The organism is Saccharomonospora marina XMU15 (assembly GCF_000244955.1).
In the GTDB taxonomy this organism is placed as follows: Bacteria; Actinomycetota; Actinomycetes; order Mycobacteriales; family Pseudonocardiaceae; genus Saccharomonospora_A; species Saccharomonospora_A marina.
Genome location: NZ_CM001439.1, coordinates 5,840,859 through 5,866,503, shown reverse-complemented (window position 1 = coordinate 5,866,503; position 25,645 = coordinate 5,840,859). Strand labels below are relative to the sequence as shown.

Sequence of the window (25,645 nt, the reverse complement as noted above, 5' to 3'; positions counted from 1 at the left end):
GTGTCACGATCAAGGGCATGGATCTGCGAGTGGTGCGCGAGACGGTAGGAGCCTTGTGGGCGCGGGAGGCGCTTGCAGGGCTGTCGGAATTCGTGCGAATCCCCGCGCTGTCCCCTGCGTTCGACTCCGACTGGGCCCGGCGCGGTCAGTTGCACGCCGCCGTGGAACAGGTGCGCAGCTGGCTGGCCGAGCGCCCGATCGAAGGCGCGCGAACCGAGATCGTCGAGCTGCCCGGCCGCACGCCCGTGCTGCTGCTCGACGTGCCCGCCAGATCCGCCGCCACCGAGGAGACTGTGGTGGTCTACGGCCACCTCGACAAGCAACCGGCGGCCGGTGAATGGTCACCGGGTCTCGACCCGTGGACGCCGGTGCTCAAGGACGACCGGCTCTACGGCAGGGGAGCCGGTGACGACGGCTACGCCGCCTTCGCCGCGGCGGTGGCACTCGAGGCGTCGCAGGCCGCGGGCGGCAGTCACGCGCGCACGGTGGTGTTGCTGGAAACCGGTGAGGAGTCGGGAAGCGCCGACCTGCCCGCCTACCTGGACCACCTCGCGCCGCGCCTTGGCACGGTGGGGCTCGTGGTGTGTCTGGACACCGCGGGAGCGGACTACGAGCGGCTGTGGCTTGCTACGTCCCTGCGTGGGATCGCCTTCGCCGATCTCACGGTGCGTGTGCTGGACGCGGGGGTGCACTCCGGCCACGGCAGCGGCATCGTCGCCAGTTCGTTCCGGGTGGTCAGGCAGTTGCTCGACCGCATCGAGGACTCCGCCACCGGCCGCACCCTGCTACCCGAATGCGGGGCCGAGCCACCGGCCGATCGGCTGGCCGAGGTGCGCACCGCCGCCGCCGAAGGTTTCCTCACCCCCACCCTCCCGCTCGCCGAAGGCGTGCGCACCGTCACCGACGACCCGGTGGAGTTGGCGCTGAACAACACCTGGCGCACCACCCTGTCGGTCACCGGTGCCGAAGGGCTTCCGCCGCTGCAGGACGCTGGCAACGTGCTTCGTCCCTACACCAGTCTCAAACTCAGCTTCCGGCTGCCGCCCACGGTCGACGCGGCGGCGGCGCTGCGCGCCATCACCCGCGTGCTCACCAGCGACGTTCCCTACGGCGCGCGGGTGCGTATCGACAGGGCAGAGGCCGCCAGTGGCTGGAACGCCCCGCCGATGGCGGGTTGGCTGACCTCGGCGCTGGACACGGTGAGTGCCGAGGTGTTCGGCAAGCCGTGGCGCGCGCTCGGTCTCGGCGGCACGATCCCGTTCCTCGGCCAGTTCGGGCATGCCTACCCGAGGGCGCAGTTCGTCGTAACCGGACCGAGGGGACCCGGCAACAACGCGCACGTGCCCGACGAGTGGCTCCATCTGCCGCAGACCGAGCGGGTCAGCGAGGCCCTCGCCCACATCCTGCACGCGCACGCCACGGCGGCCTGACGAGGGCCGCCGTGGCGTGCGGATGAGGCCTCAGCTCAGCCGTCGGCCTTGGTGAACTCGAACTTCTTCGCCGCGTCGGAGGTGAAGTTGTACTTCGCCGCGGTGAGCCCGAACGGCTTGTCCGGGGCCACGGTGAACACCGTCGAGGAACGCGGCGGGTTGCGCTTGTCCGCCGGGCCGTAGGTGTAGTCGTCGGTGAGTCCGTCGAAGGACACCACGCCGAGTTCCTCGCTGGCTTTCAGCAGGCCCTCGCGCGACAGGTCGCCGCGCTCGACGGCCTTCTCCAGCAACGCCGTCATCGCGCGGCCCTGGTTGTAGCCGAACGCGAAGTAGTAGTCGGGTTCCTGCTGCGGGGCGTACTTCTTCACCCGGTCCATCATGTCCTTCATGCCGGGCACCGACTCGTCGCCCCATTCGGTTCCCTCGGCCACGATCCTGACGTACTGCTTCATGTAGGGAGCCACGGCCGACTTCGCCAGCGCGCCGACCCAGCTCGGCGACTGCGCGTACCACTGCGGCGTGAACTTCGCCTGCGCGGCGGTGCCCCAGATCTTGCCCGCGTCCGAAGGGGTCGCGGTGAGGAACACCATCTCGCAGCCCGCGCCCGCGAGCGCGCCGATCTGGCCCGCGTAGTTCTCGGTGTTCACCTTGAACTTCTGCGTGTTGGCCACGGTGAAGCCGTTTTCCTTGGCCGCGAATTCGACGCCTTCCTGGCCTGCCTCACCGTAGACGTCGTCCTGCACCATCGTGCAGATCTTGGAGTCGGTCGAGCCGCCACCCTCGCTCAGATAGTGGTCCATCGCGTTGATGGCCTGGATCTGGTACGGCGCGCCCACCGGAAGCAGGTTGGGTTCGCGGACCCAGAACGCGTCGAGCGAGGCGGGAGCGGCGACCATCTTGTCGCTTTCCAGCAGCGGCTTCACGGCCAGGGTCGGCGCGGTGCCTAGGATCTGGGTGAACGCCACCACATCGTTCTTGATCTTGTTGTAGCGCTGGACGGTGATGTCCGGCTTGTACTGCGTGTCCTCCTGCACCAGTTCGACCTTGTACTTGCCCGCGATGCCGCCCTGGGCGTTGATGTGGTCGAACCACACCTTGTTCCCGTTGGTGAGCGGCTGGCCGATCACCGCGGTCGGGCCGGACAGCGGGCTGAGCACACCCAGCTTGATGGTGGTGCCGTCGAAGCCCGCCGTGTTGCCCGGCTGGCCCGCCTGCCCACCCTGTGAGCCGCCTTCGTCTCCCGCTCCACCGCATGCAGCCACCAGCAGTGCGGTGGTCGCGAGTACGGCGAGCACTCCGTGTCGTTGCCGTCGGTTCGTTCTCATGACGACGCCTCCTTGCGTCAGTAGGAGAAGGGCCAGGTCTTGAAGTAGGTCTTGACCCGTAGCCAGATTCCTGCGAGACCACGTGGCTCCAGGACCAGGAACAGCACTATGAGCACCCCGAACAGCGCCTGGTTGAGCGCGAAGACGCTGATGAATCCGTCACCGCCGACGCTGGTGCGTACGCCGGGGATCGCGTCGCTGTAGCGGTCGATCAGCGCGGGAAGGGCGCCGACGAACACCGCGCCGAGTACGGCGCCGAAGATCGTGCCGAGCCCTCCGACGATCACGATCGCGATGTACTGGATGGACAGCAGCAGGTTCCACTCGTCGGGGCTGACGAACTGCTGGTAGGAGCCGAACAGCGCGCCCGCCGCCGAGGCGATGGCACTGGACAGCATGAACGCCCCGATCTTGTACCGGCCCGCACGCACCCCGATCACCTCGGCGGCCTGGTCGCGGTCACGCACGGCCTGCAACGCCCTGCCCGGCCTGGTCCGCACGAGGTTCTTCGCCAGCAGCGCCACGATCGCGACCAGACCCCACACCAGCCAGAACCAGCCCTGGTTGCGGGAGTAGCTCTCGCCGAGCAACGTCAGCCCGTCGAAATCGACCGGTCCGATCGCAGGCGAGGCCTGTACCGCCGTTCCGGAGTTCCCTCCGGTGATCGGCGTCAGGTTCCGCCACAGGTGCTCGCCGATGAAGACCAGCCCGAGCGTGACGATCGCGAGGTAGTGGCCGCGCAACCGCAGCGTGAACGGCCCGACCAGGCCGCCGAGCACCGCGCCCACGAGCGCGGCGCCCGCCAGCCACACCGGCAGCGGCAGTTCGAGCCTGCCACCGACCTGTGCGGCGACGTAGGCGCCCGACCCGATGAAGAAGGCGTGCCCCAGCGAGATCTGCCCGCAGTAGCCGGTGAGCAGGTTCAGCCCGATCGCGCCGACGGCGGTGATACCCACGTAGATCAGCACCGACAGCCAGAAGTCGTCGTGCACCACCGTGGGCAGCAGCAGGAACACCGCCACCAGCAGGCCGAGCCCCACCTTGGCGGCGGGCGTGCCGAACAGCCGGAGGTCGTCGGCATAGCTTCGGGTGAGATTTCGATGTGCGCCCATCAGACCCGCCTCACTTCCTTGGTGCCAAGCAGGCCGTACGGCCGGATCAACAGGATCAGGATCATGAGCAGGTACGGGATGATCACCGAGACGTTGTCGCCCGCCCAGGAGAACAACTCGTCCTGGTAGCCGCGGGTCAGTGCCTCGGCCAGACCGATGATGAGCCCGCCGAGCACGGCTCCCCCTGGCGAGTCCATGCCGCCGAGGATCATCGCGGGGAACGCGGCCAGTGCGATGAAGCCGATCGACGGGCTGAGCCCGCCAGGTCCGGCGGCCATCAGGATGCCCGCCAGCGCGGCGAGCGCCGCCGCGATGGCCCACGACACCGCGTACACCTTGCGCGCGCTGATCCCCTGTGCCAGCGCTGCCTCGGGATCGAACGCGGTGACCCGCATGGCCAGCCCGAGCGAGGAGAAGCGGAAGAACACGAAGAACGCGGCGACGGCGAGCGCGGTGAGCCCGATCGTCCACAGGTCGCGCACGCCGAGTACCAGCGAGCCGACCTCGATCGTGCGGATGTTCCACGGGTTGTTGACCTGCTTCTGGTCGAAGCCCCAGATCGCCGTGATCAGCGGTTCGAGCACGAACAGCAAGCCGATCGTGATCATGATGACGGCGAACGGCGGCTGCCCCACCATCCGTCGCAGCACGATGCGCTCGAACGTCGCCCCCACCAGCGCCGCGGACACCAGCGCCAGCAGCACGGCGACACCGAAGGCCACCGCGAGGTTGCTGGAGAACGTGAAACCCAGGTAGGCGCCGAGCGCGAGCAGTCCGCCCTGCGCGAAGTTGATTACGCCGGTGGACTTGTAGATCACCACGAAGCCCAGCGCGACCAGCGCGTAGGTGGAGCCGAGCGACAGCCCGGCGAAGCAGTTCTGCAGGAAGGCCGTCATTGGTACATCGCCTCGATCTCAGCCGCGAAGCGCTGTTCGATGGCCTTGCGCTTGACCTTCTGTGTCGCGGTCAACTCACCGTCCTCGTGGTCGAGTTCCTTGCCGATGAGGGTGAACTGTTTGAGCTGCTCCACCGCGGCGAGATCGCGGTTGGCTTCGGCGACGACACTCTCGATCAACGCGTGCACCTCGGGTTTGGCCGAGAGATCGGCGTAGGTGGTGTAGGCGATCCCCCGCCGCATCGCCCAGTCGCCGACGGTGTCGAGTTCGATGCCGATCAGCGCGGTCAGGTACTTGCGGCGGTCGCCGACCACGACGGCCTCCCGCACGTACGGTGAGACCTTGATCCGGTTCTCGATCTCCGAAGGCGACACGTTCTTGCCACCGGCGGTGATGATGATGTCCTTCTTGCGGTCGGTGATCCGCAGGAAGCCGTCGTCGTCGAGCTCGCCGACGTCGCCGGTGTGCAGCCAGCCGTCGGGGTCGATCGTCGCGGCCGTGGCCTCGGGATCGTCCAGGTAACCGAGGAACACGCCCGCCGATCGCGTGAGGATCTCGCCGTCGTCGGCGATGCGTAGTTCCACGCCGTCGAGCGCGGTGCCGACCGAGCCCAGCCTGATGTCGCTGCTTGGCGTGAGCGTGCACAGCGCCGTGTTCTCGGTCTGCCCGTAGCCCTCGCGCACCGGCACTCCGATGGCCCACAGGTATTCCAGCACCTGCGGGGCGATCGGCGCGGCGCCGCTGAGCGCGACCCGCACCCTGGCCAGTCCGAGCTTCTCGCGAAGCGGGCGGAGCATCAGCACTTCGCACAGCGCGAGGAGGAGCCGCGCGCGCAGCGGCATCCGGCCACGCATCCGGTAGGGGGCAAGCCGCCTGCCCTGGCGCAGGCAGGTGCGATACAGCCAGCGTTTGAGCCGCGAGGCGTCGGCCATCCGGATCTCCACGCCCGCGAGCATCTTCTCCCAGACCCTCGGCACGCCGAGGAACACGGTCGGCTGCACGTCGCGCAGGTCGTGGGTGAAGGAGGCGCCACCCTCACCGAAGTTGACCACCGAACCCGCCCAGACGGAGTCGATGACGGACGTGAGACGTTCGGCGATGTGGCACAGCGGCAGGTAGCTCAGCACCTCGTCGGCGTCGGAGCCGTCGAGTGCCTGCACGAACGTGCGCGCGGAGGCGACCAGATTGGTGTGGGAAATCATGGCGCCCTTGGGCGGGCCGGTCGTGCCGGAGGTGTAGACGATGATCGCGGTGTCGCCAGGGTCGAGTGAGGCCACCGATTCCGCGTAGCCTGCCTGCGCGTCGCCTGCTCGTTCGCCGCTTTCCTCCAGCTCCGCGAAGGTGAGCAGGCCGTCGACCTGGCCGACCCCCCGCGGGTCGATCACCACTATGTGCCGCAGTCGAGGCAGCGAGTCGCGAACGGCGAGCGCCTTGTCGAGTTGTTCCTCGTCCTCGGCGACGAGCACCGTAGCTCCGCAGTGTTTGAGCAGGTACTCGACCTCGGCGGCGGGTGAGGTCGGGTAGATCCCGACGCACTGCGCGCCGATGCCCTGTGCGGCGAGGTCGGCGATCACCCACTCCGGCCGGTTCTCGGCGTGTACGGCCACCCGGTCGCCCGGCTCGACGCCGAGCGAGCGAAGTCCGGCCGCCACGCACGCCACCCGGTGTGCGTACTCCGCCCAGGTCCATTCCCGCCAGTAGCCCCGGTGCTTCTCCCGCATGGCGACGGCCTTGCCGCGTCGCTGCACGTTGCGCAGCAGGGCCGCGGGTAGTGTGGCCGGTCCCTCCTCCTCGGCCGCGATGTGTTCGGTGGGCGCGGTGAGTGGGTTCGAAGTCACGCGGCACCTCCCAGATACGCCTCGATCACCTTGGGATCGCCCTGGATCTCGCTCGGTGCGCCGGTCGCGATCACGACGCCGAAGTCGAGCGCCATCACCCGGTCGGCGAGGTCCATGACAAGGCTCATGTCGTGTTCCACCAGGATCATCGCCAGGCCCAGTTCCCTGCGGACCTCGAGCAGGTAGCGCGCGGTGTCCTCGGTCTCCTCCAGGTTCATGCCCGCCACCGGTTCGTCCAGCAGCAGCAGTGTCGGCTCCATCGCCAGTGCGCGGCCCAGTTCGGCGCGCTTGGCCACGCCGTAGGGCAGCAGCCCGGCGGGCATCCGCCGGTACGGCTCCAACTCGAGCAGTTCGACGATCCGTTCCACCGCCGCGCGGTGTGCGATCTCCTCCCGCTTCGCCCTGCCCCACCACAACATCCCGGAGAAGAACCCGGTGCGCATGAGGTGGTGCCTGCCGAGCATCAGGTTCTCGACGAGAGTGAGATGGGAGAACAGCCCGAGGTTTTGGAACGTGCGCGCCACTCCGAGGGCGGCCACCGCCGCGGGTGGGCGGCCGAGCAGCGACTTGCCGTTGAGCGTGATCGTGCCCTGCTGCGGCCGGTACACGCTGTTGAGGCAGTTGAAGATGGAGGTCTTTCCCGCCCCGTTGGGACCGATGATCGCGAACAGTTCGCCCCGCCGCACCTCGAAGTCGACGCCGTTGAGTGCGGTGACGCCGCCGAAGCGCAAGGTCAGGTCCCGCACGCGCAGCAACGGTTCAGGCTCGTTCGACGGTGGGCTCGCAAGCTCGCTCACGCGCTCCATCGCTTCTTCCTCCGGTAGGTCTTGACGTCGGCGAACGAGCGGCGTTCGCCGGAGGTCGCACCGAGGTAGAACTCGCGGATGTCTTCGTCGGCAAGCAGTTGATCGGCGGGGCCGTCCTTGACGACCTTGCCGGTTTCCAGCACGTAGCCGCTGCTCGCGATCGACAGCGCCATCACCGCGTTCTGCTCCACCAGCAACACGCTGGTGCCCTGCTGATTGATCTGGACCACGATGTCGCGGACCTGCTCGACCAGTTTCGGTGCGAGTCCCAGTGAGGGTTCGTCGAGCAACAACAGTTTCGGTCGCGCCATCAGCGCCCTGCCGATGGCGAGCATCTGTTGCTCGCCGCCGGACAGGTAGCCCGCCACGGACTTGCGCCTGCGCGCCAGTACCGGGAACAGGTCGAGCACGCGGGTGTAGGACTCCCGGATCTCGCCGCGTGAGCGCCGGGTGTAGGCCCCCGAGCGCAGGTTCTCGTCGACGGTGATCTCGGCGAAGATCCGCCTGCCCTCCATCACCTGCGAGATGCCCTTGCGCACCACGTCCGCAGGGTCGGCACCGGTGATGTCAGCTCCGTCCAGGCTGACGGCGCCTTTGGTGATCCGGCCTCGGTGTGGACCGAGCAGGCCGGTCACGGCCCGCAGCAGGGTGGTCTTTCCCGCACCGTTCGCGCCGAGTAGCGCGACGATGCCCCCTTGGGGCACCTCCATGCTGACGCCCCGGAGGACCAGTACAACGTCGTCGTAGACGACTTCGAGGTTGTGGATAGACAGCATTGGCTACCTTGGGTGGTGTGGATCACAATAGCTAGCGACCGTATGTGCTGACTAAGCGCTTAGGCAAGAGGCGAGCGGAACTGTGACCTTGGCCGCAATGGCAGGATGGGGCTTGTGGAACAGCGAACCGTAGCCGACACCGTCAGTGACCTGTGGGAACGCGAAGTCCTGCCCAGCCTGTCCGGCCTTGTGGAGATCCCGGCGCTCTCGCCCGCCTTCGACCGCGACTGGCAGCGGTCGGGCCAGCTCGACGCGGCGGTAGCGCACGTCCGGTCGTGGCTGGTGGATCGCGGCTTCCCCGGAGCCACCGTCGAGGTGGTGCGGCTGCCCGGCCGCAGCCCGGTGTTGCTGCTCGACGTGCCGGCGACACCGGGTCGCGAGGACGCGGGCACGGTGCTGCTCTACGGGCATCTGGACAAACAACCACCTGTCGGCGGGTGGTCGGAGGGTCTGGCGCCGTGGACCCCGGTCGTACGCGACGGTCGGCTCTACGGCAGGGGCTCCGCCGACGACGGGTACTCCGGCTACGCGGCCGCGGTGGCGTTGCAGGCGGTGCGGGACGCGGGTGGCGAGCACGCGCGGGCCGTCGTGTTGCTGGAGACCGGCGAGGAGTCCGGAAGCCCTGACCTGCCCGCTTACCTGGAGCGGTTGGCCGACCGGCTCGGCCGGGTCTCGCTCGTGGTGTGCCTGGATTCCGGCGGCAACGACTACGAGCGGCTGTGGCTCACCACCAGCCTGCGCGGTCTCGCGCAGGTTCACGTCACCGTGCGGGTGCTCGACTCCGCGCAGCACTCCGGCCTCGCCAGCGGTGTCGTGCCGAGTTCCTTCCGGGTACTGCGTGCCCTGCTCGACCGCATCGAGGACGCCGAGACCGGTGAGCTCAAGCTCGCCGAGTGTCACGTCGAGATCCCTGCCAACCGTGTCGCGCAGGCCAAGGCCACCGTCGAGACGGCGCCCGGCGCGACGGCGGGCGCGTTCCCGCTGCACAACGAGACCCGGCCGGTGACCGACGACGAGGTCGAACTCGTGCTGAACAACAGCTGGCGGCCGACGCTGTCGGTGATCGGTGCCTCCGGCCTGCCCGAACCCGCCGAAGCAGGCAACGTGTTGCGCCGCGCCACCACGCTCGCCCTCAGCTTCCGGCTGCCGCCGACGGCGGACTCGGCTGCCGCGCTGTCGGCGATCGAAAAGGCGCTGACCACCGACGTGCCCTACGGCGCCACCGTCGAGCTGGGCGGCGTGGAGTGCGCGGACGGCTGGAACGCGCCGGAGCCCGCGCCGTGGCTGGAGGCGGCACTGCAGCGCTGTAGTGACGAGGTGTTCGGCAAGCCGTGGCGTGGCATCGGGCTGGGCGGGTCGATCCCGTTCATGGCGCTGCTCGGTGAGAAGTACCCCGACGCCCAGTTCGTGGTCACCGGGGCGCTCGGGCCGGACTCGAACGCCCACGTACCCGACGAGTGGTTGCACCTCGACCAGGCGCGGCGGGTCACCGAAGCGGTCGCGATGCTGCTCGACGCCCACGCCAAGGGCTGACCCCACCCGCGAGTCCCCCGCTGCTGCCCGCGAGTCCCCCGCTGCTGCCCGCGAGTTCTGCGTTCCCGCCTGCGAGTTCTGCGTTCAGTGCCCGCGGGCCACGGACGTCGCAACCGGGCTGTAACGAAACGGAGGCTGCACTTTCCCGCTGACGAGTGGCACGATACGTGAACTTGCCAGTATGAACTACTAGGAGTGACATCGTGGCGCGTCGACTCAGCCTGAGGGCGCTCGTCCTGCTCCCCGCCTTCGCACTCGCCGTCACCGCGGCTGGTTGTGCGGAGGAGGTGAACCCCGGCCAGGACACCGAGGCAGGGGGCGAGATCTCGTTGATCAATGAGGGCAAGCTGACCACCTGCACCCACTTGCCCTACCCGCCGTTCCAGTTCACCGAGAACGGCAAGACCGTCGGCTTCGACGTCGACCTCGTCGACCTGGTGGCGAAGGACCTCGGTGTCGAACAGGAAATCTTCGACACCTCCTTCGAGGGAATCGAGTCGGGGGCTTCGTTCGACACCGGCCAGTGCGACGTCGCCGCTGCCGCGATGACGATCACGGAAACGCGGCAGAAGGTGATGGACTTCTCCGACGGCTACTTCGACGCCAACCAGGCGCTGCTGGTCAAGAAGGGCTCCGGCATCACCGGGCTCGAACAGCTGAAGGGCAAAGTGCTCGGCGTCCAACTCGGCACCACCGGTGAGAAGTACGCCGAGGACAACAAGGACAAGTTCGGCTACGACATCCGCCAGTACGAGGACCTCGCGTTGCTGCAGACCGCGGTGAAGACCGGCCAGATCGACGCGGGAATCAACGACAACTCGGTGCTCTACTACTTCGTCAAGGACAACCCCGACACCGAGGTGACCACGGAGTTCGAAACCGGCGAGGAATACGGCATCGCGGTGCGCAAGGGCAATCGCGCGCTGCTGGCCAAGGTCAACGACGTGCTGGCGGCCGCGAAGCAGGACGGCCGCTACGACGCGATCTACGAGAAGTGGTTCGGCACCAAGCCGCAGAGCAAGTAGCGCGAAGGCGGTCGCCGGTGTTCGGCCGGGCCCGCGTGGCGGGGCCGAACACCCGGCGAGCCGTCTCCCAGCCATTTCCGTAGGAGAGACCGACTCATGGCGATGTCGCGGCGCAAGCGCGCCCAGACCTTCCGCGCCGTCCAGTACGGCGTCCTCGTCGTGGCGGTGGTGCTGCTGGCGGTGCTGGCCGACTGGGGCACCATCACCCACGCGTTCTTCAATCTCGAGGCGGCTGCCACCCAGCTTCCGGAGATCTTCACCAACGCACTGGTCAACACCATCATCTACACCGCACTCGGCTTCGCGCTGGGGCTGGGCATCGGGCTCGTACTGGCGCTGATGAAGCTGTCGTCGGTGGGACCGTACCGGTGGCTGGCCACCGGCTACATCGAGTTCTTCAGGGGTATCCCGGCGCTGCTGGTGTTCATCGCGCTCGGTTACGGAGTTCCGCTCGCCTTCGGCATCCGCTTCGACATCTACTCCACCGCGGCGATCGCGCTCGGCCTCGTGGGCTCCGCCTACATCGCCGAGACGCTGCGCGCGGGGATCCAGGCCGTCCCGTCAGGGCAGGTGGAGGCGGCACGCTCGCTCGGCATGTCGCAGGCACGCACCACCATGACAGTGGTGATCCCACAGGCGTTCCGGATCATCCTTCCGCCACTGACCAACGAGCTCATCCTGCTCACCAAGGACTCGTCGCTGATCTACCTGCTCGGCCTCGCTCGCGACGAGTACGAGCTGGCGAAGTTCGGCAGGGAAGGGCTCAACGCCACCGGATCGCTGACCCCGATCCTGCTCGCCGGGTTGTGCTACCTGATCATCACGGTCCCGCTCGGCTACCTGTCGCGCTACCTGGAACGTGGCAGCGGCCGCAAGGAGGAACAAGGGTTGAAGGTGACGGCGTGATGAGCGACGTGATCGTCGAGGTCCGCGACCTGCACAAGTCCTTCGGTGCGCTGCGGGTGCTCAAGGGCATCGACATGAGCGTGCGCAAAGGTGAGGTCGTGTGCGTCATCGGGCCGTCGGGGTCGGGAAAGTCGACCCTGCTGCGGTGCGTGAATCTGCTGGAGGAACCCAACTCCGGCACGGTTGTCGTGAATGGTTACGAGCTGACCGATCCCGACATCGACATCGACAGGGCCCGGCGGGGCATCGGCATGGTCTTCCAGGGTTTCAACCTCTTCGGGCACCTTTCGGTGTTGGAGAACCTGACGGTGGCCCAGCGCAAGGTGCTGAAGCGGGACAGGGCCGAAGCCGACCGCATCGCGCGGGAGAACCTGGCCAAGGTCGGGCTGGCGGAGAAGGAGCGCTCGATGCCCGCGCAGCTCTCCGGCGGGCAGCAGCAACGGGTGGCGATCGCGCGGGCGCTTTCCATGGATCCGGCCGTGATGCTGTTCGACGAACCGACCTCCGCACTCGACCCCGAACTGGTCGGCGACGTGCTCGCCGTGATGCGCCAGTTGGCCGAGGAAGGTATGACCATGCTCGTGGTGACCCACGAGATGCAGTTCGCCCGCGAGGTGGCCGACAAGGTGCTGTTCATGGACGACGGCATCGTCGTGGAGCAGGGGCCTCCCGCGCAGGTGATCGGTGAGCCGAGGCAGGAACGCACCAGGTCCTTCCTCGCCAGGGTGCTCAATCCGGTCCACGTGAACGAGTAGTGGACGGAACCGCAGGCGGCCGCGGACCGTCTTACTCCAGCAAACGCTTGGCCGGTCCAGCTCAGCAAGTCCTGACGCCGATCGACCTCGCGGATGCCGGTGCGAGCCGGCGACCAGCACCGACGCCACTGGGGAGGAGAAGCGGTGCCTACGTTTCGCCGACCTGTTCGCGACTGGGGCAGCGGCGACGAGCCGCCATCGGAGGTTGACGACGGGCAGCAGCGCCCTCCGTTCGATCCGTTCGCGCCCGATCCCGACCGCGGCTACGAGGTCAAGGCCGCCGATCTGCTGCGCCCGTTCCTCGAACCCGGCAGCGGTGGCCTGTTGCGCTGGCGCAAGCAGGCGACCAACGCGCCGATCGTGCAGGTGGAGGACGCCTACATCACCGGCAAGCTCGATCTGCGTGCCGCCGAGCTGGGCTACCTGTTCCGGTTCGAACGGTGCCGGTTCGAGCAGCCGCCGGATGTGCGAGAGGCCAACCTGCTCGGCCTCGTCTTCCGCAAGTGCTGGCTTCCCGGCCTCAAGGCCCGCAACTTTCGCAGCCGCAACGACGTCCGGTTGATCCGCAGCGTCGTCGAGGTGGACTCGGGACGCCCGGACAGCGAGACCACCGTGCGTAGGGCGGAGGATGTCGAGCGCGGGCTTCCGGACGCGGCGGTGAACCTCACCGACGCCGTCGTCGAGGGGTCGGTTGTCCTCACCAGGAGCCGGATCGTGCATCCGAGAGGGAAGGCGGTGCAGGCCGACCGCCTGGTGATCACCGGGGCGCTGCTGGCCTACCGGCTGGAGGCCATCGGTGAGGTGCGCATCCCCGGGTTGCGGTCGGGCGGCAACGTCAACTTCTCCGGCGCGACGCTGCGCAACAAGGACGGCTTCGCGCTCAACGGCAACGGGCTGCAGGTCGGCGGCAGCCTGCTGTGCGAGGTGGACAACTACGGCCCACGTTCCGGCCGCAGGCGGTTCAGCGCCAAGGGAATGCTGTTCATGCCGAGCCTCAAGGTCGCGGGCGACATCGTGTTCCGTGGCGCCAAGCTGGAAGTCGACCAGACCGGCGACATCGTGGTGGACGCGTGGAAGACCGGCGACTGGTATGTCGATCCGCGCCCGGCTCTCATCGCCGACCGGATGCAGGTGGAGGGCAACGTCGAGCTGAGCGACCAGCTCGAGGTGACCGGCACGTTGCGGATGGTCAACGCCCACCTCGGCGGCTCGTTGCGGCTGGCGGGTGCGGGCGTTCGGGTGCTCCGCGGCAAGACACCGCCCTATCACGATCGCGCGATCCATCTCGACGGCAGTGAGGTCAACGGCGACATCGACGGCAGCGGGCTGCGTACCGAGGGCCAGTTCCGCCTCGCCGACGTAACCGTTCGCGGCAACCTGTTCATCAGGGGAGGCAAGTTCGCGCACCCGCAGCGAGACGCGATCTCCGCACGCCGCAGCAGCGTTTCGGGCAATCTGATGCTCACCGACTGCGAGATCGCCGGGACGGTGCGACTGCAGGGCATGACCGTCGGCGGGAGCATCAACCTACGTGGCTCGGCCGCGTCGCAACCGGAGATCGCCGAGCCCGGTAGCTGGTCGGTGGACCTGCGCTCGGTGCAGGTGGCCAGAAGCGTGCAGCTGACCGCCAACCGCGACCGGCCGTTCGTGGTGACAGGCGGCGTGACGCTGGACGGCGCCTCGGTGAGCAGGCGCATCGACCTGACCGGTGCGCAACTGCACAGCCTGCCGCAGCATCAGGTCGCGCTGGACGCGGGCGACTGCGTCGTCGACGAGTTCGCGCTACGGCCCGCCATCCCGCCGCAGGGCAGCGTGCAACTGCGGGGCGCGCGGTGTGCGACGTTGAACGACACCGTCGAGTTGTGGCACGCCACCGGCGGCGTCGAACTGGAGGACTTCCGCTACGACGCGCTCGGTAGCCCCATCGGGCTGCACGACGACCGCGCTGTTGACGAGCGGTTGAGACTGTTGCGCGACGCCATCCGCGGTTACCGGCCAGGACCATACGACCAGTTCGCCACGATGCTGCGTGCTTGCGGAAACGAGGAGCACGCCGACACCGTGCTGCTGAAGAAGCAGCAGTTTCGCTACGAGTCACTTGCGCGTGGCTACCGCTTCCTCGGCGGCGGGGTGCGGCTGTGGAGTTGGCTGCAACGCTGGATGGTCGGCTACGGCTACCGCCCGGTGCGGGCGCTGGCGTGGCTGTTCCTGCTGCTGGTGGCGGGAAGCCTGTGGTTCGGGCTGGGCGAGGACGACTGCACGCTCGACACCGAACGGTTCGCGGTGGCGGGTGACCGCTGTGCCGTGAACACCGATGACACCGGGCTGGAGTGGAACCCCGTGCTGTACACGGTGGACCTGCTCGTGCCGATCGCGGACTTCGGTAACAAGGGCCGCTGGTACATGGGCGGTGTGGACAAATGGGTGTCGACCGGGTTCACCGCCATGGGTTGGGTACTGGCGACCACCGTCGCAGCGGGTATGACGAGAACCTTGCGACGCAACGGTAGTTAACGGCGATTAGCGGTGGCTAGGATCGCCGCCATGCCAGTCGAAAGCACCGCCCCCGACGCCACCGGCCAGATCGAGATCCAAGCACCGGCCGAGAAGGTTTACGAACTACTCAGCGACCCGGGTGTCCTCGCCGAACTCGCGGGCGAGTACTCCGGCTACAAGTGGCTCGGCCAGGTGCGGAGTGCGCGACGGGGTGCTCGGTTCCGTGGCTACAACCGCAACGGACCGCGCAGGTGGAGCACTGTCGCCACCATCACCGACGCCGAGGAGGGCAAGCGGTTCGCCTTCGACGTCTCGGCGGGTCCGCTCGCCGTTTCCCGGTGGCAGTACGACATCGAGCCCACCGAGAACGGTTGCCGGGTCACCGAGAGCACCTGGGACCGCAGGGCGGGCTGGGTACGCACGCTCACCGGCCCGATCAGTGGCGTGCGGGACCGGGCTTCGGTCAACGAACGCAACATCGCCGCGACGCTGCGTGGGCTCAAGGAACGCGTCGAGTCGTAACGTGACGACGCCGGGTGGCGATGGGGAGGTGTCGTGACAATTCCCTAACCAGAGCACGGGCACCTTATGAGACTCGCCGCCTCGATCGTCGCCGCGCTGCTCCTTGCCGGGTCGGCCAGCGCTTGCGCGGAGGAGAAGCAGCAGGCACCGGCCACGCTGAAGCTGTGGCAGACCGGAACAAGGGCTCCCACCGTCACCCTTACCGAGCCCGCGGGCGGGCCGACCAGGACAGCCGCTGACAAGTGACACGGGGTCGCCCTTCCGGGTGGCATGACGGCCCCGCTGGGACGCAGCGTGGCAGGAGTCGCGTTCACTAGAACCGTGAGCGCACTCAATACACAATCGCGCGTACGTGCACCGGAGCTGACCGGTGACCGGTGGCTGAACACGGACGGTAAGGGCCTCGAGCTGTCGTCGCTGCGCGGCCGGATCGTGCTGCTCGACTTCTTCACCTCCGGCTGCATCAACTGCCTGCACGTGCTCGACGAGCTGCGTCCGATCGAGGACGAATTCCGCGATGTGCTCGTCACCATCGGGGTGCACTCGCCGAAGTTCTCCCACGAGGGTGAGCAGGACGCGATCCGCGCGGCCGTCGAGCGCTACGGCGTGCGGCATCCGGTGCTCAACGATCCGGACCTGACGACCTGGCAGCAGTACGCGGTCAAGGCGTGGCCGACGCTCGTCGTGGTTGACCCTGAGGGCTACGTCGTGCACGTCGCCGCTGGTGAGGGCCATGCCGAAGCGCTGCGCCGGGTTATCAACGACCTGCTCGGCATCCACGAGGCGAAGGGCACGCTGCGCCGGAATGGTGAGTCCGGGCAACCGCAGGCAGGCGACGGCCCCGGCGACGGCGCCTCGACCACCGAGCAGCGGCCACGGGCCACCGAGCAGACCGAGCAGGCCGGGCAGGCCGGGCAGGCCGGGCAGGCGGAGGCGACCGAGCAGGCTCAGCAGCCTGGCAGCGGGCTGCGCTTTCCTGCCAAGGCCGTCGTCACCGCCGAGGGCCGGGTGCTGGTGGCCGACACCGCCCAGCATTCGGTGGCTGAGTTCGCCTCGGACGCGGAGACCCTGGTGCGGCGCTTCGGCAGCGGAGTGCGTGGTCACGCCGACGGCGCGTTCGACGTTGCGGCCTTCGCCGAGCCTTCGGGGCTGACGTTGCTGCCGACCGAGATCGCCGAGCGGGTGGGCTACCACCTAGTGGTGGCTGATACCGGCAATCACCTGCTGCGCGGGGTAGACCTGCGCACCGGCGCCGTCACCACGGTGGCGGGCACAGGTGAGCAGTGGCGCGACGGTGCGGACGCCGGGACAGCGCTTGACGTCGCGCTCACCAGCCCATGGGACGTCCGGTGGTGGGAAGCGGCAGGCGGTGTCGTGGTGGCCATGGCGGGCAACCACACGCTGAGCCTGTTCGACCCCGTCGAGCGCACCGTGCGCCGCCTGGCGGGAACGACGGTGGAGGGGCTTCGGGACGGCCCGGCCGCCGAGGCACTGCTCGCGCAGCCGTCCGGGCTGGCTGCGCGCGGTGACCGGCTCTGGCTGGTCGACGCGGAGACCTCGGCGCTGCGGTGGCTGCAGCGGGACGGCGACGCCGGCTTCACCCTGCACACCGCCGTGGGAAGCGACCTGTTCTCCTTCGGGCACCGGGACGGGCGCGCCGGGCAGGCGCTGTTGCAGCATCCGCTCGGCGTGGCGGTGTTGCCGGACGGCGCGGTGGCGGTGGCCGACACCTACAACGGAGCCGTGCGCCGGTACGACCCCGCCAGCGGCGAGGTCTCCACGATCATGACGGGCCTGGCCGAACCGTCAGGGTTCGCAGGCACCGACGTCGGCATGCTCGTGGTCGAGTCGGCCGCACACCGGCTGCGCCTGCTAGAGGCGGCCGAGTCGGACCAGGTGGAAGGTGAGGAACTCCAGGTGCAGCGGCCCGCTACCGTGCTGGCACCGGGTGAACTGGACTTCTCCGTCGTCTTTGTGCCCGCGCCGGGCGAGAAGCTGGACGAGCGATTCGGACCTGCCACGCGTCTCGAGGTCACCGCGTCGCCTCCCGACCTGATCGCCGACGGCGCAGGCAGCGGCACCGATCTCAGGCGCACCATCACGCTTGCCGGCAAGCGGGGGGAAGGTGTGCTCCACGTGGTGGCGCAGGCGGCCAGCTGTGACGAGGCAGCCGAACACCCGGTGTGCCGGGTCACCAGGCAGGACTGGGGAGTGCCGGTGCGGCTCGATCCGGAAGGTGACGACAACCTGCGGCTGATGCTGGCAGGTTCGCCCGAGCGATCGCCCGCGTAGCCGCGGTGGCCACCGCGCGATGTGCTCCACTTCGCCGACGTAGCATGAATCGCGTGTCAGAACCCAACACCGCAGGCAACGCCGGTCCGCTGCAAACGGACGCGAAGCTCGAGATCCAGATGCTGCACGACCGGGTGCTCGTTCGCCTCCCGCAGGACGACGGCGAGCGGCGCAGCAGCGGCGGCATCGTGATTCCGGCGACCGCGCAGGTGGCGCGGCGCCTTTCGTGGGGCAACGTACTCGGCGTGGGAAACAACGTGCGCAACGTCAAGGTCGGCGACCGAGTGCTGTTCAACGCGGAGGAGCAGCTTGAGGTCGAGGTCCAGGGCACGTCCTACCTGGTGCTGCGCGAGCGCGACATCCACGCGGTCGCCAGCGAGCGAACGGAGCACGGCACGGGCCTGTACCTGTGACCGCCACCCGCGAGTCCCCCGCTCCCACCCGCGAGTCCCCCGCTCTCGCCCGTGACTTCTGCGTTCCTGCCCGCGAGTTCTGCGTTCCGTGATGTCCGAACAGCGCGGTGGCGGAGATGCGTGAGCACCTCCGCCACCGTGTGGTCTGTTCCGGCTATCCCCGAACGCTCTTCTTCGGGTAGACGCCCGCGGCTATCGACACCCCGATGGCCGCGACGACGAGTTGGGTCAGGAACTCCAACCAGTCCCAGCCACTCGTGTCCGCATAGCCGAGTCCGCGTGCGATGGCGGTGCCGAGGAACGCCGCTGCGATCCCCACCAGGATGGTCAGCCAGATGGGGATGCCTTGCTTGCCGGGAAGAACCAGCCTGGCGAGCGCGCCGAGCACGAGCCCGATCAGGATCGCCGAAATTATCCCCGAGACAGCCATTGCTTCACTCCTGTTCGCCGGTGACGACCTGATCGGGTTACCCGGACGGCACAGTCGTAATCACACCCATAATGCGGAAGCCGCCGGGGTTCGCCAACCCCGGCGGCTTCCGCATTCGGCTCGCGGGCGTCAGAACGCCGCTTCGTCGATCTCCATCAGGTCGTTGTCAGCGGCCTCGACGATGGCCCTGCGGGCGGTGAGTTCGGGCAACACGTTCTTGGCGAAGAACGTCGCCACGGCAACCTTGCCCTGGTAGAAGGGCACGTCCTTGGCAGCGGGCTCGGCGTCGAGCTTGGTCATGGCCACCTCGGCCTGCCGCAGGAGCTGCCATCCGACGAGCAGATCGCCCGCGGACATCAGCAGCCGCACGGTGTGCTGACCGACCTTGTAGACGCTCTTCGGGTCGTCCTGCGACGCGGTGAGGTGGCCGATCATCGCGCCGAGCATGCCCTGCACGTCGTCGAGCGCCTGCTTGAGCAACGCACGCTCGTTCTTCAGCCTGCCGTTACCCGCCTCGGACTCGATGAACTTCGTGATCTCACCGGCGAGGTAGGTGAGGGCCTTGCCCTTGTCGCGGACGATCTTTCGGAAGAAGAAGTCCATCGACTGGATGGCAGTGGTGCCCTCGTACAACGAGTCGATCTTGGCGTCGCGGATGTACTGCTCGATCGGGTAGTCCTGTAGGAAGCCGGACCCGCCGAGTGTCTGCAGCGACTGCACGAGCTGCTCGGTGGCGCGCTCCGAGCCGACGCCCTTGACGATGGGCAGCAGCAGGTCGTTGACCCGCTCCGCCAGATCCAGTGACTCCTCGTCGCCCTCGCCGGTCCAGATCTGGTCCTGGAACGACGCGGTGTAGAGGTACACCGCGCGCAGACCCTCCGCGTAGGCTTTCTGCGTCATCAGCGACCGGCGCACATCAGGGTGGTGTGTGATGGTCACGCGAGGCGCGGTCTTGTCCAGCATTTGCGTGAGGTCGGCGCCCTGCACCCGCTCCTTGGCGTACTCGAGTGCGTTGAGGTAGCCGGTGGACAGCGTGGCGATGGCCTTGGTTCCGACCATCATCCTGGCGTACTCGATCACCTGGAACATCTGAGCGATGCCGTCGTGCACCTCGCCGAGCAGCCAGCCCTTGGCAGGCGTGCCGTGCTGGCCGAAGGTCAGCTCGCAGGTGGTGGATACCTTCAGGCCCATCTTGTGCTCGACGTTGGTGACGAAGGCGCCGTTGCGCTCGCCGAGTTCGCCGGTCTCGGTGTCGAAGTGGAACTTCGGCACCAGGAACAGCGACAACCCCTTGGTGCCGGGCTTGGGCTCGATACCGGGACCCTCGGGGCGGGCGAGCACCAGGTGCATGATGTTCTCGGTCATGTCCTGGTCGGCGGAGGTGATGAACCGCTTGACTCCGTCCAGGTGCCAGGAACCGTCCTCCTGCAACACCGCCTTGGTGCGGCCCGCACCGACGTCGGAGCCCGCGTCCGGCTCGGTGAGCACCATCGTCGCGCCCCACGCGCGCTCGATCATGATGCGTGCCCAGCGCTTCTGCTCCTCGGTGCCGTTCTTGTCGAGGATCATCGCGAAGTTCGGGCCCGCCATGTACATGAACAGCGCCGGGTTCGCGCCCAGGATCAACTCGGAGGCGGCCCACTGCACGGTGGGAGGCAGGCCGAAGCCGCCGAGGTCGTTGGTGAGCCCGATCCGCCACCACTCGCCGTCCCACAGTGCCTGGTAGCTCTTCTTGAACGACTCGGGCAGTGTCGCCGAGAAGGTCTTCGGGTCGTAGACCGGCGGGTTGCGGTCGGCGTCGACGAACGACTCGGCCAGCGGGCCGACCGCCAGGTTGTTGAGCTCGGCCAGCACGCCGCGTGCGGTGTCGGCGTCCGACTCCGCCAGCACGCCCTTGCCGAGGCGCTCCTGAACGCCGAGTACCTCGAAGAGGTTGAACTCCAGGTCTCGGACGTTGCTCTTGTAGTGGCCCATGTCGTCACTCCGTACGGGGTAGTTCGGCGGACATCACTGCCCTACTGGCCGGTAACATGAGCATATTACCTGCTAGTAACTGGCGGCAAGGTGAAGGGCCGGTTTGTGACGAAGCGATCGCCACGGGCGGGTCAGGCGATCGTGTTGCCCACCGCCGCGGGTGGCGCCTCACCCTCGCCCGGCGGTGCGCCCTCCGCACGCGCGACGAGAATGCCCGAGCGAAATGCCTTGCTCACGGCGTGTGTACGGTCCCGCGCGGACAGCTTGCGCAGGATGCTCTTCACGTGCGTGCGCACGGTTTCCACCGACAGGAAGAGTGTCTTGGCGATGGCGGCGTTCTCCAGCCCTTCCGCGACCAGTTGCAGCACCTGGTATTCACGCCGGGACAGCGGCATCCTCGGCCGGTGCACCCCGGCACCAGCCCTGCCGTCACCTCCCGTCGTGTGCCGCTGCCGGGTCAGCAACGGCGCGAGCGAAGGGTCGGTGTAGCGCCTGTCGACGAACGCCTTCCGCAGCGCCTCACCGAGGCGGCGAGGGTCGGCGTCCCTCGGTACGACCCCGTGTGCTCCTGCCGAGAGCATCGCGGAGATGAAGGTCGCGCCGACGTGAGCCTGCCTCAGCAGCACGACGATGATCATCATCGGGTGCCCGTCGCTGAGCAGCCGGATCAGGTGGCCCTGCGGGTCCAGGCCGGAGTCCACGGCGACGATGTTCGGATGCAGTTGTTCGCACAGTTGCATGGATGCGTGCTGCGTCGCCGCGTGTCCGACCCAACGTAGCCCCGGGGTGCGGCTCACCACCGCGTTGAGTCCTTCCCGGTAAACGGGAACCGAGTCCAGTGCCGCGACGGTCAACACGCGGCTGCCTGCCGTGCCGGGGCCGGTTCTGCCCCTTTCGATGCTGTGCGCCATCCGCTCTCCCTCTCCCGCACACTCTCCCCCGAGGTGTGCTCGCTCGCCGCCTTCGGCCTTCGCTGTGCGGTGGTCGGTCCGCCTCCCTCTGTCTGGACCGCTCGGTCTCAACCACCTGGCCGGTTTGGCGACCTGCTCATTAATCCATGACGCCGAATTCGGGCCGCATCGGGTCGCGCTCGTCGGTCTGCACTTCTCGTTGCCGTCCGGCGCCGCGCATCGAGCGTCACGACGCGGCGACCCGCAGCCGGGCGTACTCCTCGGCGAGACCGGCCGGGGTCCAGTGGGCGTTCAGCCCGCTCGGGTTGGGCAGCAGCCATACGGGCACACCGCTGACCCTGTCCGCCTGCGCTCCAACCACGGCGGAGGGTCTCCCGAAGGCCGCACGGTACGCGGTGAGCCCCACCATCGCCAGCCAACGCGGGCGATACCGCGCGACCTTGGCGGTCAGCCGCTCGCCACCCTGCTTCAACTCCTCCTTCGTCAGCTCGTCGGCACGGGCGGTGACCCGGTCGACGAGGTTGGTGACGCCCAGCCCGTAGTCCAGCAGTGAGAACTGCTCGCTCGGCTGGAGCCTGCGCGGGGTGAAACCGCTGCGGTACAGGGTCGACCAGAACCGGTTCGCCGGGTGGGCGAAGTGATGGCCGGTGGCGCCGGAACGAACGCTGGGGTTGATACCGCAGAACAGCACCCGCAAGCCGTAGTCGATCACGTCGTCGAGTGCTCGCACGGCCATGCCAAGCAGTGTGCCCCCACCTGGCGCGGTAGGCAGCCGGGGTGCGAGAAAACCGGCAGTGCGGCGCCGACCAGCGACGGTGGCGCCATCGCTGGACATTGCGTAGGCTTTGTGATCTGTCACACAAGGACGGCATCAAGGGGGATGGCGTGTACCTCGCCGTTGTCATCTGCCTGGCGGGCCTGCTGCTCGTCGCCGCCGCGATCACCGTCGGGTACGAGGACCAGCGGGCAGCGCGCCGCCACGCCAAGCAACGCAGGGCACGGCTGGCCCGGCTCGGCGAGTCAGACCCGCTCGCGCCCGCCCGGCTGCACGCGAACCTCCACCGGTTTCCGCCGAACTGAGATCGCGGTTCCCATTTCGCCAAGCCACAGGCGCGACCGGTCACGACAATGGACCCATGCCGACCTGGGACGATGTCGTTGCTATCGGGCGGGCGCTGCCGCAGGTGCAGGAGTCGACCTGGTACGCAACGCCGGGACTGAAAGTAGCGGGCAAGGGTTTCGCGCGACTGCGCACCGAAGCAGAGGGTGGGCTCGTGCTGCTCTGCGGTCTCGACGAGAAGGCCGCTCTGCTGGCTTCCGGCGACCCGGCGTTCTACACCACGCCGCACTACGACGGGCACGGCGTGATCCTGGTGGATCTGGATCGGGTCGATCCACGGCAGCTTGCCGAACTCGTCGAGCAGGCGTGGTTGGCCAGGGCCCCCGCGCGGCTGCGCGACGCCAGGGAGGGCTGAGCCGTTGCGGGCGGCTTGGTCGCTATCGACGGGCGGCACGGGTCCGCCTGGCGAACCAGCGAACCCACAGCCGTTGCCACGGCAGTTCGACCGCCCGCCGGTTGTAGTGCTCGCGGGCCCAGCGCACCGCCGCGCCAGGGGTTGACCCGCACAGTGTGACAAGGCAGGCAACGGCGGTTCCCGTCCTCCCCAGACCTCCGTTGCAGGCGATCTCAACGGACTGGCCCGCGATGGCCCGCTCGTGCAGCCGGACCAGGCTGTCAGCGGCGCTCTTCCAGTCGGTGGGCAACCACCCGTCCGGCCAGTGCACCCAGTCGTGCGGCCAGTGCAGTGAATCCTCGTGCCTGCGGCGCAGCCTCGCGCCGCCGAGGTACAACCCGTAGTCCGGTGCGGGTCCGTGCTTGGCGGGCCTGCGTAGCCCGCGCCCGCGTACCCAGGCGCCGTCGGGTAGCTGGACCGCGTCGGGCAACGTCGCTGCTTCCCCCATGGTTCGATTCTCCTTCAATCCGGCAGCAGCGGCATCGCTATGCCTTGAGCGCGACCCAGCAGCGCCGCGCGGGTGACGGCGGCCGAGCCGAACCGGTCGCGTACCGAGTCGAGCGTGGCGTCGAGAGTTCCTACCGCGCCTTCGTCGAACGGGAGCATGAGTTGCACGGCACCCTCGGTGTGCAGGTTGGTCAGCGTCACGCCGATGAGGGTGAGACCGTTCGCGCTGATCATCGGCATCGCCGAGGTGAGCAGGCCGCGTGCCGTGGCGAGGATCGGCTCGGTGTGCGCGGTGGGCTCCGCCATGGTGTGCGAGCGGGTCACCCGCGTGTAGTCGGCGAAGCGCAGCCGCAGCACGACGGTGCGGCAGACCCGCGCCGCCGCACGCAACCGCCTGGTGAGGCGGTCGACGAGGGCGGTCAGGTCGGCGTCCAGTTCCGCGGCTGCGCGTGAACCTCGGCCGAGCGCGCGCTGCGCACCCATCGAGCGCCTACGGCGGCCGACGTGCACGGGCCGTGGGTCGCGGTTGTGCGCCAGCGCGTGTAGGTGGCGGCCGCTCGCGCGGCCGAGCATCGCGACCAGCGCCGGTTCGCCCAGTTCGGCCACCTGGCCGACCGTGGTGATCCCCCGATCTCTCAGCTTGCTCGCGGTGACTCGCCCAACTCCCCAGAGTCGCTCGACCGGAAGTGGATGCAGGAAGTCCAGTTCCGCATCGGGTGGCACCACCAGCAGGCCGTCCGGCTTGGCCACACCGCTGGCGACCTTCGCCAGAAACTTGGTACGCGCCACGCCGACGGTGATCGCCAGCCCCACCCGATCGGCCACCTCACGCCGCAGCCGCGCGGCGATCTGTGCCGGCGTGCCCGAGATCCGGGCGAGTCCGCCGACGTCGAGGAACGCCTCGTCGATCGAGATGCCCTCGACGATCGGTGTGGTGTCACGGAAAACCTCGAACACCGCTTTACTCGCCTCGGAGTAGGCCGACATGCGAGGCGGCACCACAACGGCCGCCGGGCACAGGCGCATGGCCTGCCTACCACCCATGGCCGTGCGGACGCCGTGTGCCTTCGCTTCGTAGCTGGCCGCCAGCACCACGCCACCACCCACGATGACGGGCCGCCCCCGCAGCCGCGGATCGTCACGCTGCTCCACCGACGCGTAGAACGCGTCGAGGTCCGCGTGCAGTATTGGCCCCTCGCCCGACACGAACATATGTTCGCATCGATGACCGACAACCCCGCGACTACGGGAGCGGGGGATGGTGCGCGCGAGCAGATCGCGCAGTGCTCACCGGGCAGAGAGGGGACCGAGGGTGCCGCCATCCGGCGGGTACGTGGGCAAACCGGTTGTCTGCCCTGTGGCGTGGCTGCTAGACCCGCGACATGGCTGAGTTTTCCTGGCTGGGTGAGCCGATCGACGCCGGATCGGCGTTCGGGCCCGAACGCGAGGCGCTACTGACCGACCTGCGCGGCTTGACTCCCCAGCAATGGGAGCTGGCAGCCCTGCCGGGGTGGACGGTCAAGGATCTCGCCGCGCACGTGCTCGGTGGCGACTACGGTCGCCTCGCCCGGACCCGGGACGGCTACGACGCGGGGATGGGGCCACGCGACGGAGAGCCGTTCGCGACGTTCATCCACCGGCTGAACCAGGAGTGGGTGGACGCGTGCGCGCGGCTCAGCCCGCGATCTCTGCTGGAAAGCCTGGAGTTCACCGGCGAGCGGATCGAGCGACTGTGGTCGGCCGTCGATCCCGACGAGTACGGCACGCCGGTTTCGTGGGCCGGTGCCGACCCCGCCCCTATGTGGTTGGACCGCGCGAGGGACTTCACCGAGTACTGGGTTCACCGCCAGCAGATCCGGGAGGCGGTGGGCGAATCCGTCGCTGCCGAGCAGGATTCGCTGCGCCTGGTGCTGGACACCTTCGCGCGGGCGTTGCCGTTCACGCTGCGTGGGGTGAGGCGGGCCGAGGGCACGCAGCTGCGGCTGACCGTCGACGGCACGGCCGCGGGCAGCTGGACGGCCACTTCCACCGGCGAAGGGTGGTCGCTCGACGCCTCGTTGCCGGGGTCGGCCACGGCCGAGATCCAGTTGGATTCCGGCACGGCGTGGCGGCTGTGCACGCGCACCATCGAGCCCGCGGTGGCGATCAGCCGTGGCAGGCTCGACGGTGATCGGGAACTGGCCGAGGCCGCGTGCGAGATCGTGTCGATCATCCGCTGAGCGGGCCCGGCCAGTTCCACGGAAG

The 25,645-nt window shown here is 68.4% G+C and carries 25 protein-coding genes; 13 read left to right on the top strand and 12 right to left on the bottom strand.

Annotated elements, in window-relative coordinates; translation table 11 throughout:
* The first annotated feature begins 17 nt into the window (after positions 1 to 17).
* The gene (locus tag SACMADRAFT_RS27865; RefSeq protein ID WP_009157180.1) at positions 18 to 1,430 is read left to right on the top strand and encodes a M20/M25/M40 family metallo-hydrolase; all 1,413 of its coding nucleotides are present in this window, start codon (positions 18 to 20) and stop codon (positions 1,428 to 1,430) included.
* A gap of 35 nt (positions 1,431 to 1,465) precedes the next feature.
* On the opposite strand, the gene SACMADRAFT_RS27860 is transcribed toward SACMADRAFT_RS27865, so the two are convergent.
* From SACMADRAFT_RS27860 to SACMADRAFT_RS27835, 6 genes are read right to left on the bottom strand one after another with little or no spacing between them, the layout of a single operon-like run.
* Positions 1,466 to 2,755, bottom strand: coding sequence for an ABC transporter substrate-binding protein (locus SACMADRAFT_RS27860; protein WP_009157179.1), 1,290 nt, complete (start codon positions 2,753 to 2,755; stop codon positions 1,466 to 1,468).
* A gap of 17 nt (positions 2,756 to 2,772) precedes the next feature.
* A complete protein-coding gene (locus tag SACMADRAFT_RS27855) occupies positions 2,773 to 3,867 on the bottom strand; it encodes a branched-chain amino acid ABC transporter permease (RefSeq protein ID WP_009157178.1) in 1,095 nt (364 codons plus the stop codon).
* On the bottom strand, positions 3,867 to 4,763 hold the full coding sequence (locus SACMADRAFT_RS27850; protein WP_009157177.1) for a branched-chain amino acid ABC transporter permease: 897 nt from the start codon (positions 4,761 to 4,763) through the stop codon (positions 3,867 to 3,869). Before SACMADRAFT_RS27850 ends, SACMADRAFT_RS27855 begins: the two co-directional genes overlap by 1 nt.
* On the bottom strand, positions 4,760 to 6,601 hold the full coding sequence (locus SACMADRAFT_RS27845) for an AMP-dependent synthetase/ligase (RefSeq protein ID WP_009157176.1): 1,842 nt from the start codon (positions 6,599 to 6,601) through the stop codon (positions 4,760 to 4,762). Before SACMADRAFT_RS27845 ends, SACMADRAFT_RS27850 begins: the two co-directional genes overlap by 4 nt.
* Positions 6,598 to 7,407: an ABC transporter ATP-binding protein gene (locus SACMADRAFT_RS27840; RefSeq protein WP_009157175.1), complete on the bottom strand. Its 810-nt coding sequence runs from the start codon at positions 7,405 to 7,407 to the stop codon at positions 6,598 to 6,600. Before SACMADRAFT_RS27840 ends, SACMADRAFT_RS27845 begins: the two co-directional genes overlap by 4 nt.
* Positions 7,395 to 8,183: an ABC transporter ATP-binding protein gene (locus SACMADRAFT_RS27835; protein ID WP_009157174.1), complete on the bottom strand. Its 789-nt coding sequence runs from the start codon at positions 8,181 to 8,183 to the stop codon at positions 7,395 to 7,397. Before SACMADRAFT_RS27835 ends, SACMADRAFT_RS27840 begins: the two co-directional genes overlap by 13 nt.
* Before the next feature lie 105 nt (positions 8,184 to 8,288).
* On the opposite strand from SACMADRAFT_RS27835, the gene SACMADRAFT_RS27830 reads away from it, so the two are divergent.
* The 9 genes from SACMADRAFT_RS27830 to SACMADRAFT_RS27790 all read left to right on the top strand — a co-directional run bounded on the left by SACMADRAFT_RS27830 (position 8,289) and on the right by SACMADRAFT_RS27790 (position 18,125).
* Positions 8,289 to 9,716: a M20/M25/M40 family metallo-hydrolase gene (locus SACMADRAFT_RS27830; RefSeq protein WP_040925944.1), complete on the top strand. Its 1,428-nt coding sequence runs from the start codon at positions 8,289 to 8,291 to the stop codon at positions 9,714 to 9,716.
* 203 nt (positions 9,717 to 9,919) lie between these two features.
* Positions 9,920 to 10,741, top strand: coding sequence for a basic amino acid ABC transporter substrate-binding protein (locus SACMADRAFT_RS27825; RefSeq protein ID WP_009157172.1), 822 nt, complete (start codon positions 9,920 to 9,922; stop codon positions 10,739 to 10,741).
* A 96-nt stretch (positions 10,742 to 10,837) separates the two neighbouring features.
* Entirely contained in the window at positions 10,838 to 11,647 is an 810-nt protein-coding gene (locus tag SACMADRAFT_RS27820; protein ID WP_009157171.1) for an amino acid ABC transporter permease, read from the top strand.
* On the top strand, positions 11,647 to 12,402 hold the full coding sequence (locus SACMADRAFT_RS27815) for an amino acid ABC transporter ATP-binding protein (protein ID WP_009157170.1): 756 nt from the start codon (positions 11,647 to 11,649) through the stop codon (positions 12,400 to 12,402). Before SACMADRAFT_RS27820 ends, SACMADRAFT_RS27815 begins: the two co-directional genes overlap by 1 nt.
* Before the next feature lie 144 nt (positions 12,403 to 12,546).
* Positions 12,547 to 14,916: a DUF4097 family beta strand repeat-containing protein gene (locus SACMADRAFT_RS27810; RefSeq protein WP_009157169.1), complete on the top strand. Its 2,370-nt coding sequence runs from the start codon at positions 12,547 to 12,549 to the stop codon at positions 14,914 to 14,916.
* Between the two features lie 30 nt (positions 14,917 to 14,946).
* On the top strand, positions 14,947 to 15,420 hold the full coding sequence (locus SACMADRAFT_RS27805) for an SRPBCC family protein (RefSeq protein ID WP_009157168.1): 474 nt from the start codon (positions 14,947 to 14,949) through the stop codon (positions 15,418 to 15,420).
* A gap of 66 nt (positions 15,421 to 15,486) precedes the next feature.
* Entirely contained in the window at positions 15,487 to 15,666 is a 180-nt protein-coding gene (locus SACMADRAFT_RS27800) for a hypothetical protein (protein ID WP_009157167.1), read from the top strand.
* 24 nt (positions 15,667 to 15,690) lie between these two features.
* On the top strand, positions 15,691 to 17,712 hold the full coding sequence (locus tag SACMADRAFT_RS27795) for an NHL domain-containing thioredoxin family protein (RefSeq protein WP_009157166.1): 2,022 nt from the start codon (positions 15,691 to 15,693) through the stop codon (positions 17,710 to 17,712).
* A gap of 44 nt (positions 17,713 to 17,756) precedes the next feature.
* Positions 17,757 to 18,125 (top strand): GroES family chaperonin, encoded by a 369-nt coding sequence (locus SACMADRAFT_RS27790; RefSeq protein WP_009157165.1) that lies wholly within the window; start codon positions 17,757 to 17,759, stop codon positions 18,123 to 18,125.
* Between the two features lie 154 nt (positions 18,126 to 18,279).
* Here the strand turns inward: SACMADRAFT_RS27790 and SACMADRAFT_RS27785 are convergent, their stop codons facing one another.
* The 4 genes from SACMADRAFT_RS27785 to mug form a co-directional block, all read right to left on the bottom strand.
* On the bottom strand, positions 18,280 to 18,555 hold the full coding sequence (locus SACMADRAFT_RS27785; protein WP_009157164.1) for a GlsB/YeaQ/YmgE family stress response membrane protein: 276 nt from the start codon (positions 18,553 to 18,555) through the stop codon (positions 18,280 to 18,282).
* Between the two features lie 129 nt (positions 18,556 to 18,684).
* The gene (locus tag SACMADRAFT_RS27780; RefSeq protein ID WP_009157163.1) at positions 18,685 to 20,529 is read right to left on the bottom strand and encodes an acyl-CoA dehydrogenase; all 1,845 of its coding nucleotides are present in this window, start codon (positions 20,527 to 20,529) and stop codon (positions 18,685 to 18,687) included.
* 131 nt (positions 20,530 to 20,660) lie between these two features.
* Positions 20,661 to 21,440, bottom strand: a complete 780-nt coding sequence (locus SACMADRAFT_RS27775; RefSeq protein ID WP_009157162.1) for a LuxR C-terminal-related transcriptional regulator — start codon at positions 21,438 to 21,440, stop codon at positions 20,661 to 20,663.
* Between the two features lie 226 nt (positions 21,441 to 21,666).
* The gene (gene mug, locus SACMADRAFT_RS27770) at positions 21,667 to 22,176 is read right to left on the bottom strand and encodes a G/U mismatch-specific DNA glycosylase (RefSeq protein ID WP_009157161.1); all 510 of its coding nucleotides are present in this window, start codon (positions 22,174 to 22,176) and stop codon (positions 21,667 to 21,669) included.
* Positions 22,177 to 22,325: 149 nt separating this feature from the next.
* On the opposite strand from mug, the gene SACMADRAFT_RS27765 reads away from it, so the two are divergent.
* Together SACMADRAFT_RS27765 and SACMADRAFT_RS27760 are read left to right on the top strand one after the other, a co-directional pair.
* On the top strand, positions 22,326 to 22,520 hold the full coding sequence (locus tag SACMADRAFT_RS27765; RefSeq protein WP_009157160.1) for a hypothetical protein: 195 nt from the start codon (positions 22,326 to 22,328) through the stop codon (positions 22,518 to 22,520).
* Between the two features lie 56 nt (positions 22,521 to 22,576).
* The gene (locus tag SACMADRAFT_RS27760; RefSeq protein WP_009157159.1) at positions 22,577 to 22,915 is read left to right on the top strand and encodes an MmcQ/YjbR family DNA-binding protein; all 339 of its coding nucleotides are present in this window, start codon (positions 22,577 to 22,579) and stop codon (positions 22,913 to 22,915) included.
* A gap of 22 nt (positions 22,916 to 22,937) precedes the next feature.
* Here SACMADRAFT_RS27760 and SACMADRAFT_RS27755 read toward each other — a convergent pair whose 3' ends face one another.
* Positions 22,938 to 23,402: a protein-tyrosine phosphatase family protein gene (locus tag SACMADRAFT_RS27755; protein ID WP_009157158.1), complete on the bottom strand. Its 465-nt coding sequence runs from the start codon at positions 23,400 to 23,402 to the stop codon at positions 22,938 to 22,940.
* Positions 23,403 to 23,416: 14 nt separating this feature from the next.
* Positions 23,417 to 24,613, bottom strand: a complete 1,197-nt coding sequence (dinB, locus tag SACMADRAFT_RS27750; protein ID WP_009157157.1) for a DNA polymerase IV — start codon at positions 24,611 to 24,613, stop codon at positions 23,417 to 23,419.
* A gap of 170 nt (positions 24,614 to 24,783) precedes the next feature.
* Here dinB and SACMADRAFT_RS27745 point away from each other — a divergent pair, with 170 nt between their 5' ends.
* Positions 24,784 to 25,620, top strand: a complete 837-nt coding sequence (locus SACMADRAFT_RS27745) for a maleylpyruvate isomerase family mycothiol-dependent enzyme (RefSeq protein ID WP_009157156.1) — start codon at positions 24,784 to 24,786, stop codon at positions 25,618 to 25,620.
* The last annotated feature ends 25 nt before the right edge of the window (positions 25,621 to 25,645 follow it).

Excerpts from the sequence above, each read along its gene's own strand:
- SACMADRAFT_RS27865 (WP_009157180.1), top strand. The coding sequence starts at position 18 with ATGGATCTGCGAGTGGTGCGCGAGACGGTAGGAGCCTTGTGGGCGCGG.
- SACMADRAFT_RS27860 (WP_009157179.1), bottom strand. The coding sequence starts at position 2,755 with ATGAGAACGAACCGACGGCAACGACACGGAGTGCTCGCCGTACTCGCG.
- SACMADRAFT_RS27855 (WP_009157178.1), bottom strand. The coding sequence starts at position 3,867 with ATGGGCGCACATCGAAATCTCACCCGAAGCTATGCCGACGACCTCCGG.
- SACMADRAFT_RS27850 (WP_009157177.1), bottom strand. The coding sequence starts at position 4,763 with ATGACGGCCTTCCTGCAGAACTGCTTCGCCGGGCTGTCGCTCGGCTCC.
- SACMADRAFT_RS27840 (WP_009157175.1), bottom strand. The coding sequence starts at position 7,407 with ATGGAGCGCGTGAGCGAGCTTGCGAGCCCACCGTCGAACGAGCCTGAA.
- SACMADRAFT_RS27835 (WP_009157174.1), bottom strand. The coding sequence starts at position 8,183 with ATGCTGTCTATCCACAACCTCGAAGTCGTCTACGACGACGTTGTACTG.
- SACMADRAFT_RS27830 (WP_040925944.1), top strand. The coding sequence starts at position 8,289 with ATGGGGCTTGTGGAACAGCGAACCGTAGCCGACACCGTCAGTGACCTG.
- SACMADRAFT_RS27820 (WP_009157171.1), top strand. The coding sequence starts at position 10,838 with ATGGCGATGTCGCGGCGCAAGCGCGCCCAGACCTTCCGCGCCGTCCAG.
- SACMADRAFT_RS27815 (WP_009157170.1), top strand. The coding sequence starts at position 11,647 with ATGAGCGACGTGATCGTCGAGGTCCGCGACCTGCACAAGTCCTTCGGT.
- SACMADRAFT_RS27805 (WP_009157168.1), top strand. The coding sequence starts at position 14,947 with ATGCCAGTCGAAAGCACCGCCCCCGACGCCACCGGCCAGATCGAGATC.
- SACMADRAFT_RS27800 (WP_009157167.1), top strand. The coding sequence starts at position 15,487 with ATGAGACTCGCCGCCTCGATCGTCGCCGCGCTGCTCCTTGCCGGGTCG.
- SACMADRAFT_RS27795 (WP_009157166.1), top strand. The coding sequence starts at position 15,691 with ATGACGGCCCCGCTGGGACGCAGCGTGGCAGGAGTCGCGTTCACTAGA.
- SACMADRAFT_RS27790 (WP_009157165.1), top strand. The coding sequence starts at position 17,757 with ATGAATCGCGTGTCAGAACCCAACACCGCAGGCAACGCCGGTCCGCTG.
- SACMADRAFT_RS27785 (WP_009157164.1), bottom strand. The coding sequence starts at position 18,555 with ATGGCTGTCTCGGGGATAATTTCGGCGATCCTGATCGGGCTCGTGCTC.
- SACMADRAFT_RS27780 (WP_009157163.1), bottom strand. The coding sequence starts at position 20,529 with ATGGGCCACTACAAGAGCAACGTCCGAGACCTGGAGTTCAACCTCTTC.
- SACMADRAFT_RS27775 (WP_009157162.1), bottom strand. The coding sequence starts at position 21,440 with ATGGCGCACAGCATCGAAAGGGGCAGAACCGGCCCCGGCACGGCAGGC.
- mug (WP_009157161.1), bottom strand. The coding sequence starts at position 22,176 with ATGGCCGTGCGAGCACTCGACGACGTGATCGACTACGGCTTGCGGGTG.
- SACMADRAFT_RS27760 (WP_009157159.1), top strand. The coding sequence starts at position 22,577 with ATGCCGACCTGGGACGATGTCGTTGCTATCGGGCGGGCGCTGCCGCAG.
- SACMADRAFT_RS27755 (WP_009157158.1), bottom strand. The coding sequence starts at position 23,402 with ATGGGGGAAGCAGCGACGTTGCCCGACGCGGTCCAGCTACCCGACGGC.
- dinB (WP_009157157.1), bottom strand. The coding sequence starts at position 24,613 with ATGTTCGTGTCGGGCGAGGGGCCAATACTGCACGCGGACCTCGACGCG.
- SACMADRAFT_RS27745 (WP_009157156.1), top strand. The coding sequence starts at position 24,784 with ATGGCTGAGTTTTCCTGGCTGGGTGAGCCGATCGACGCCGGATCGGCG.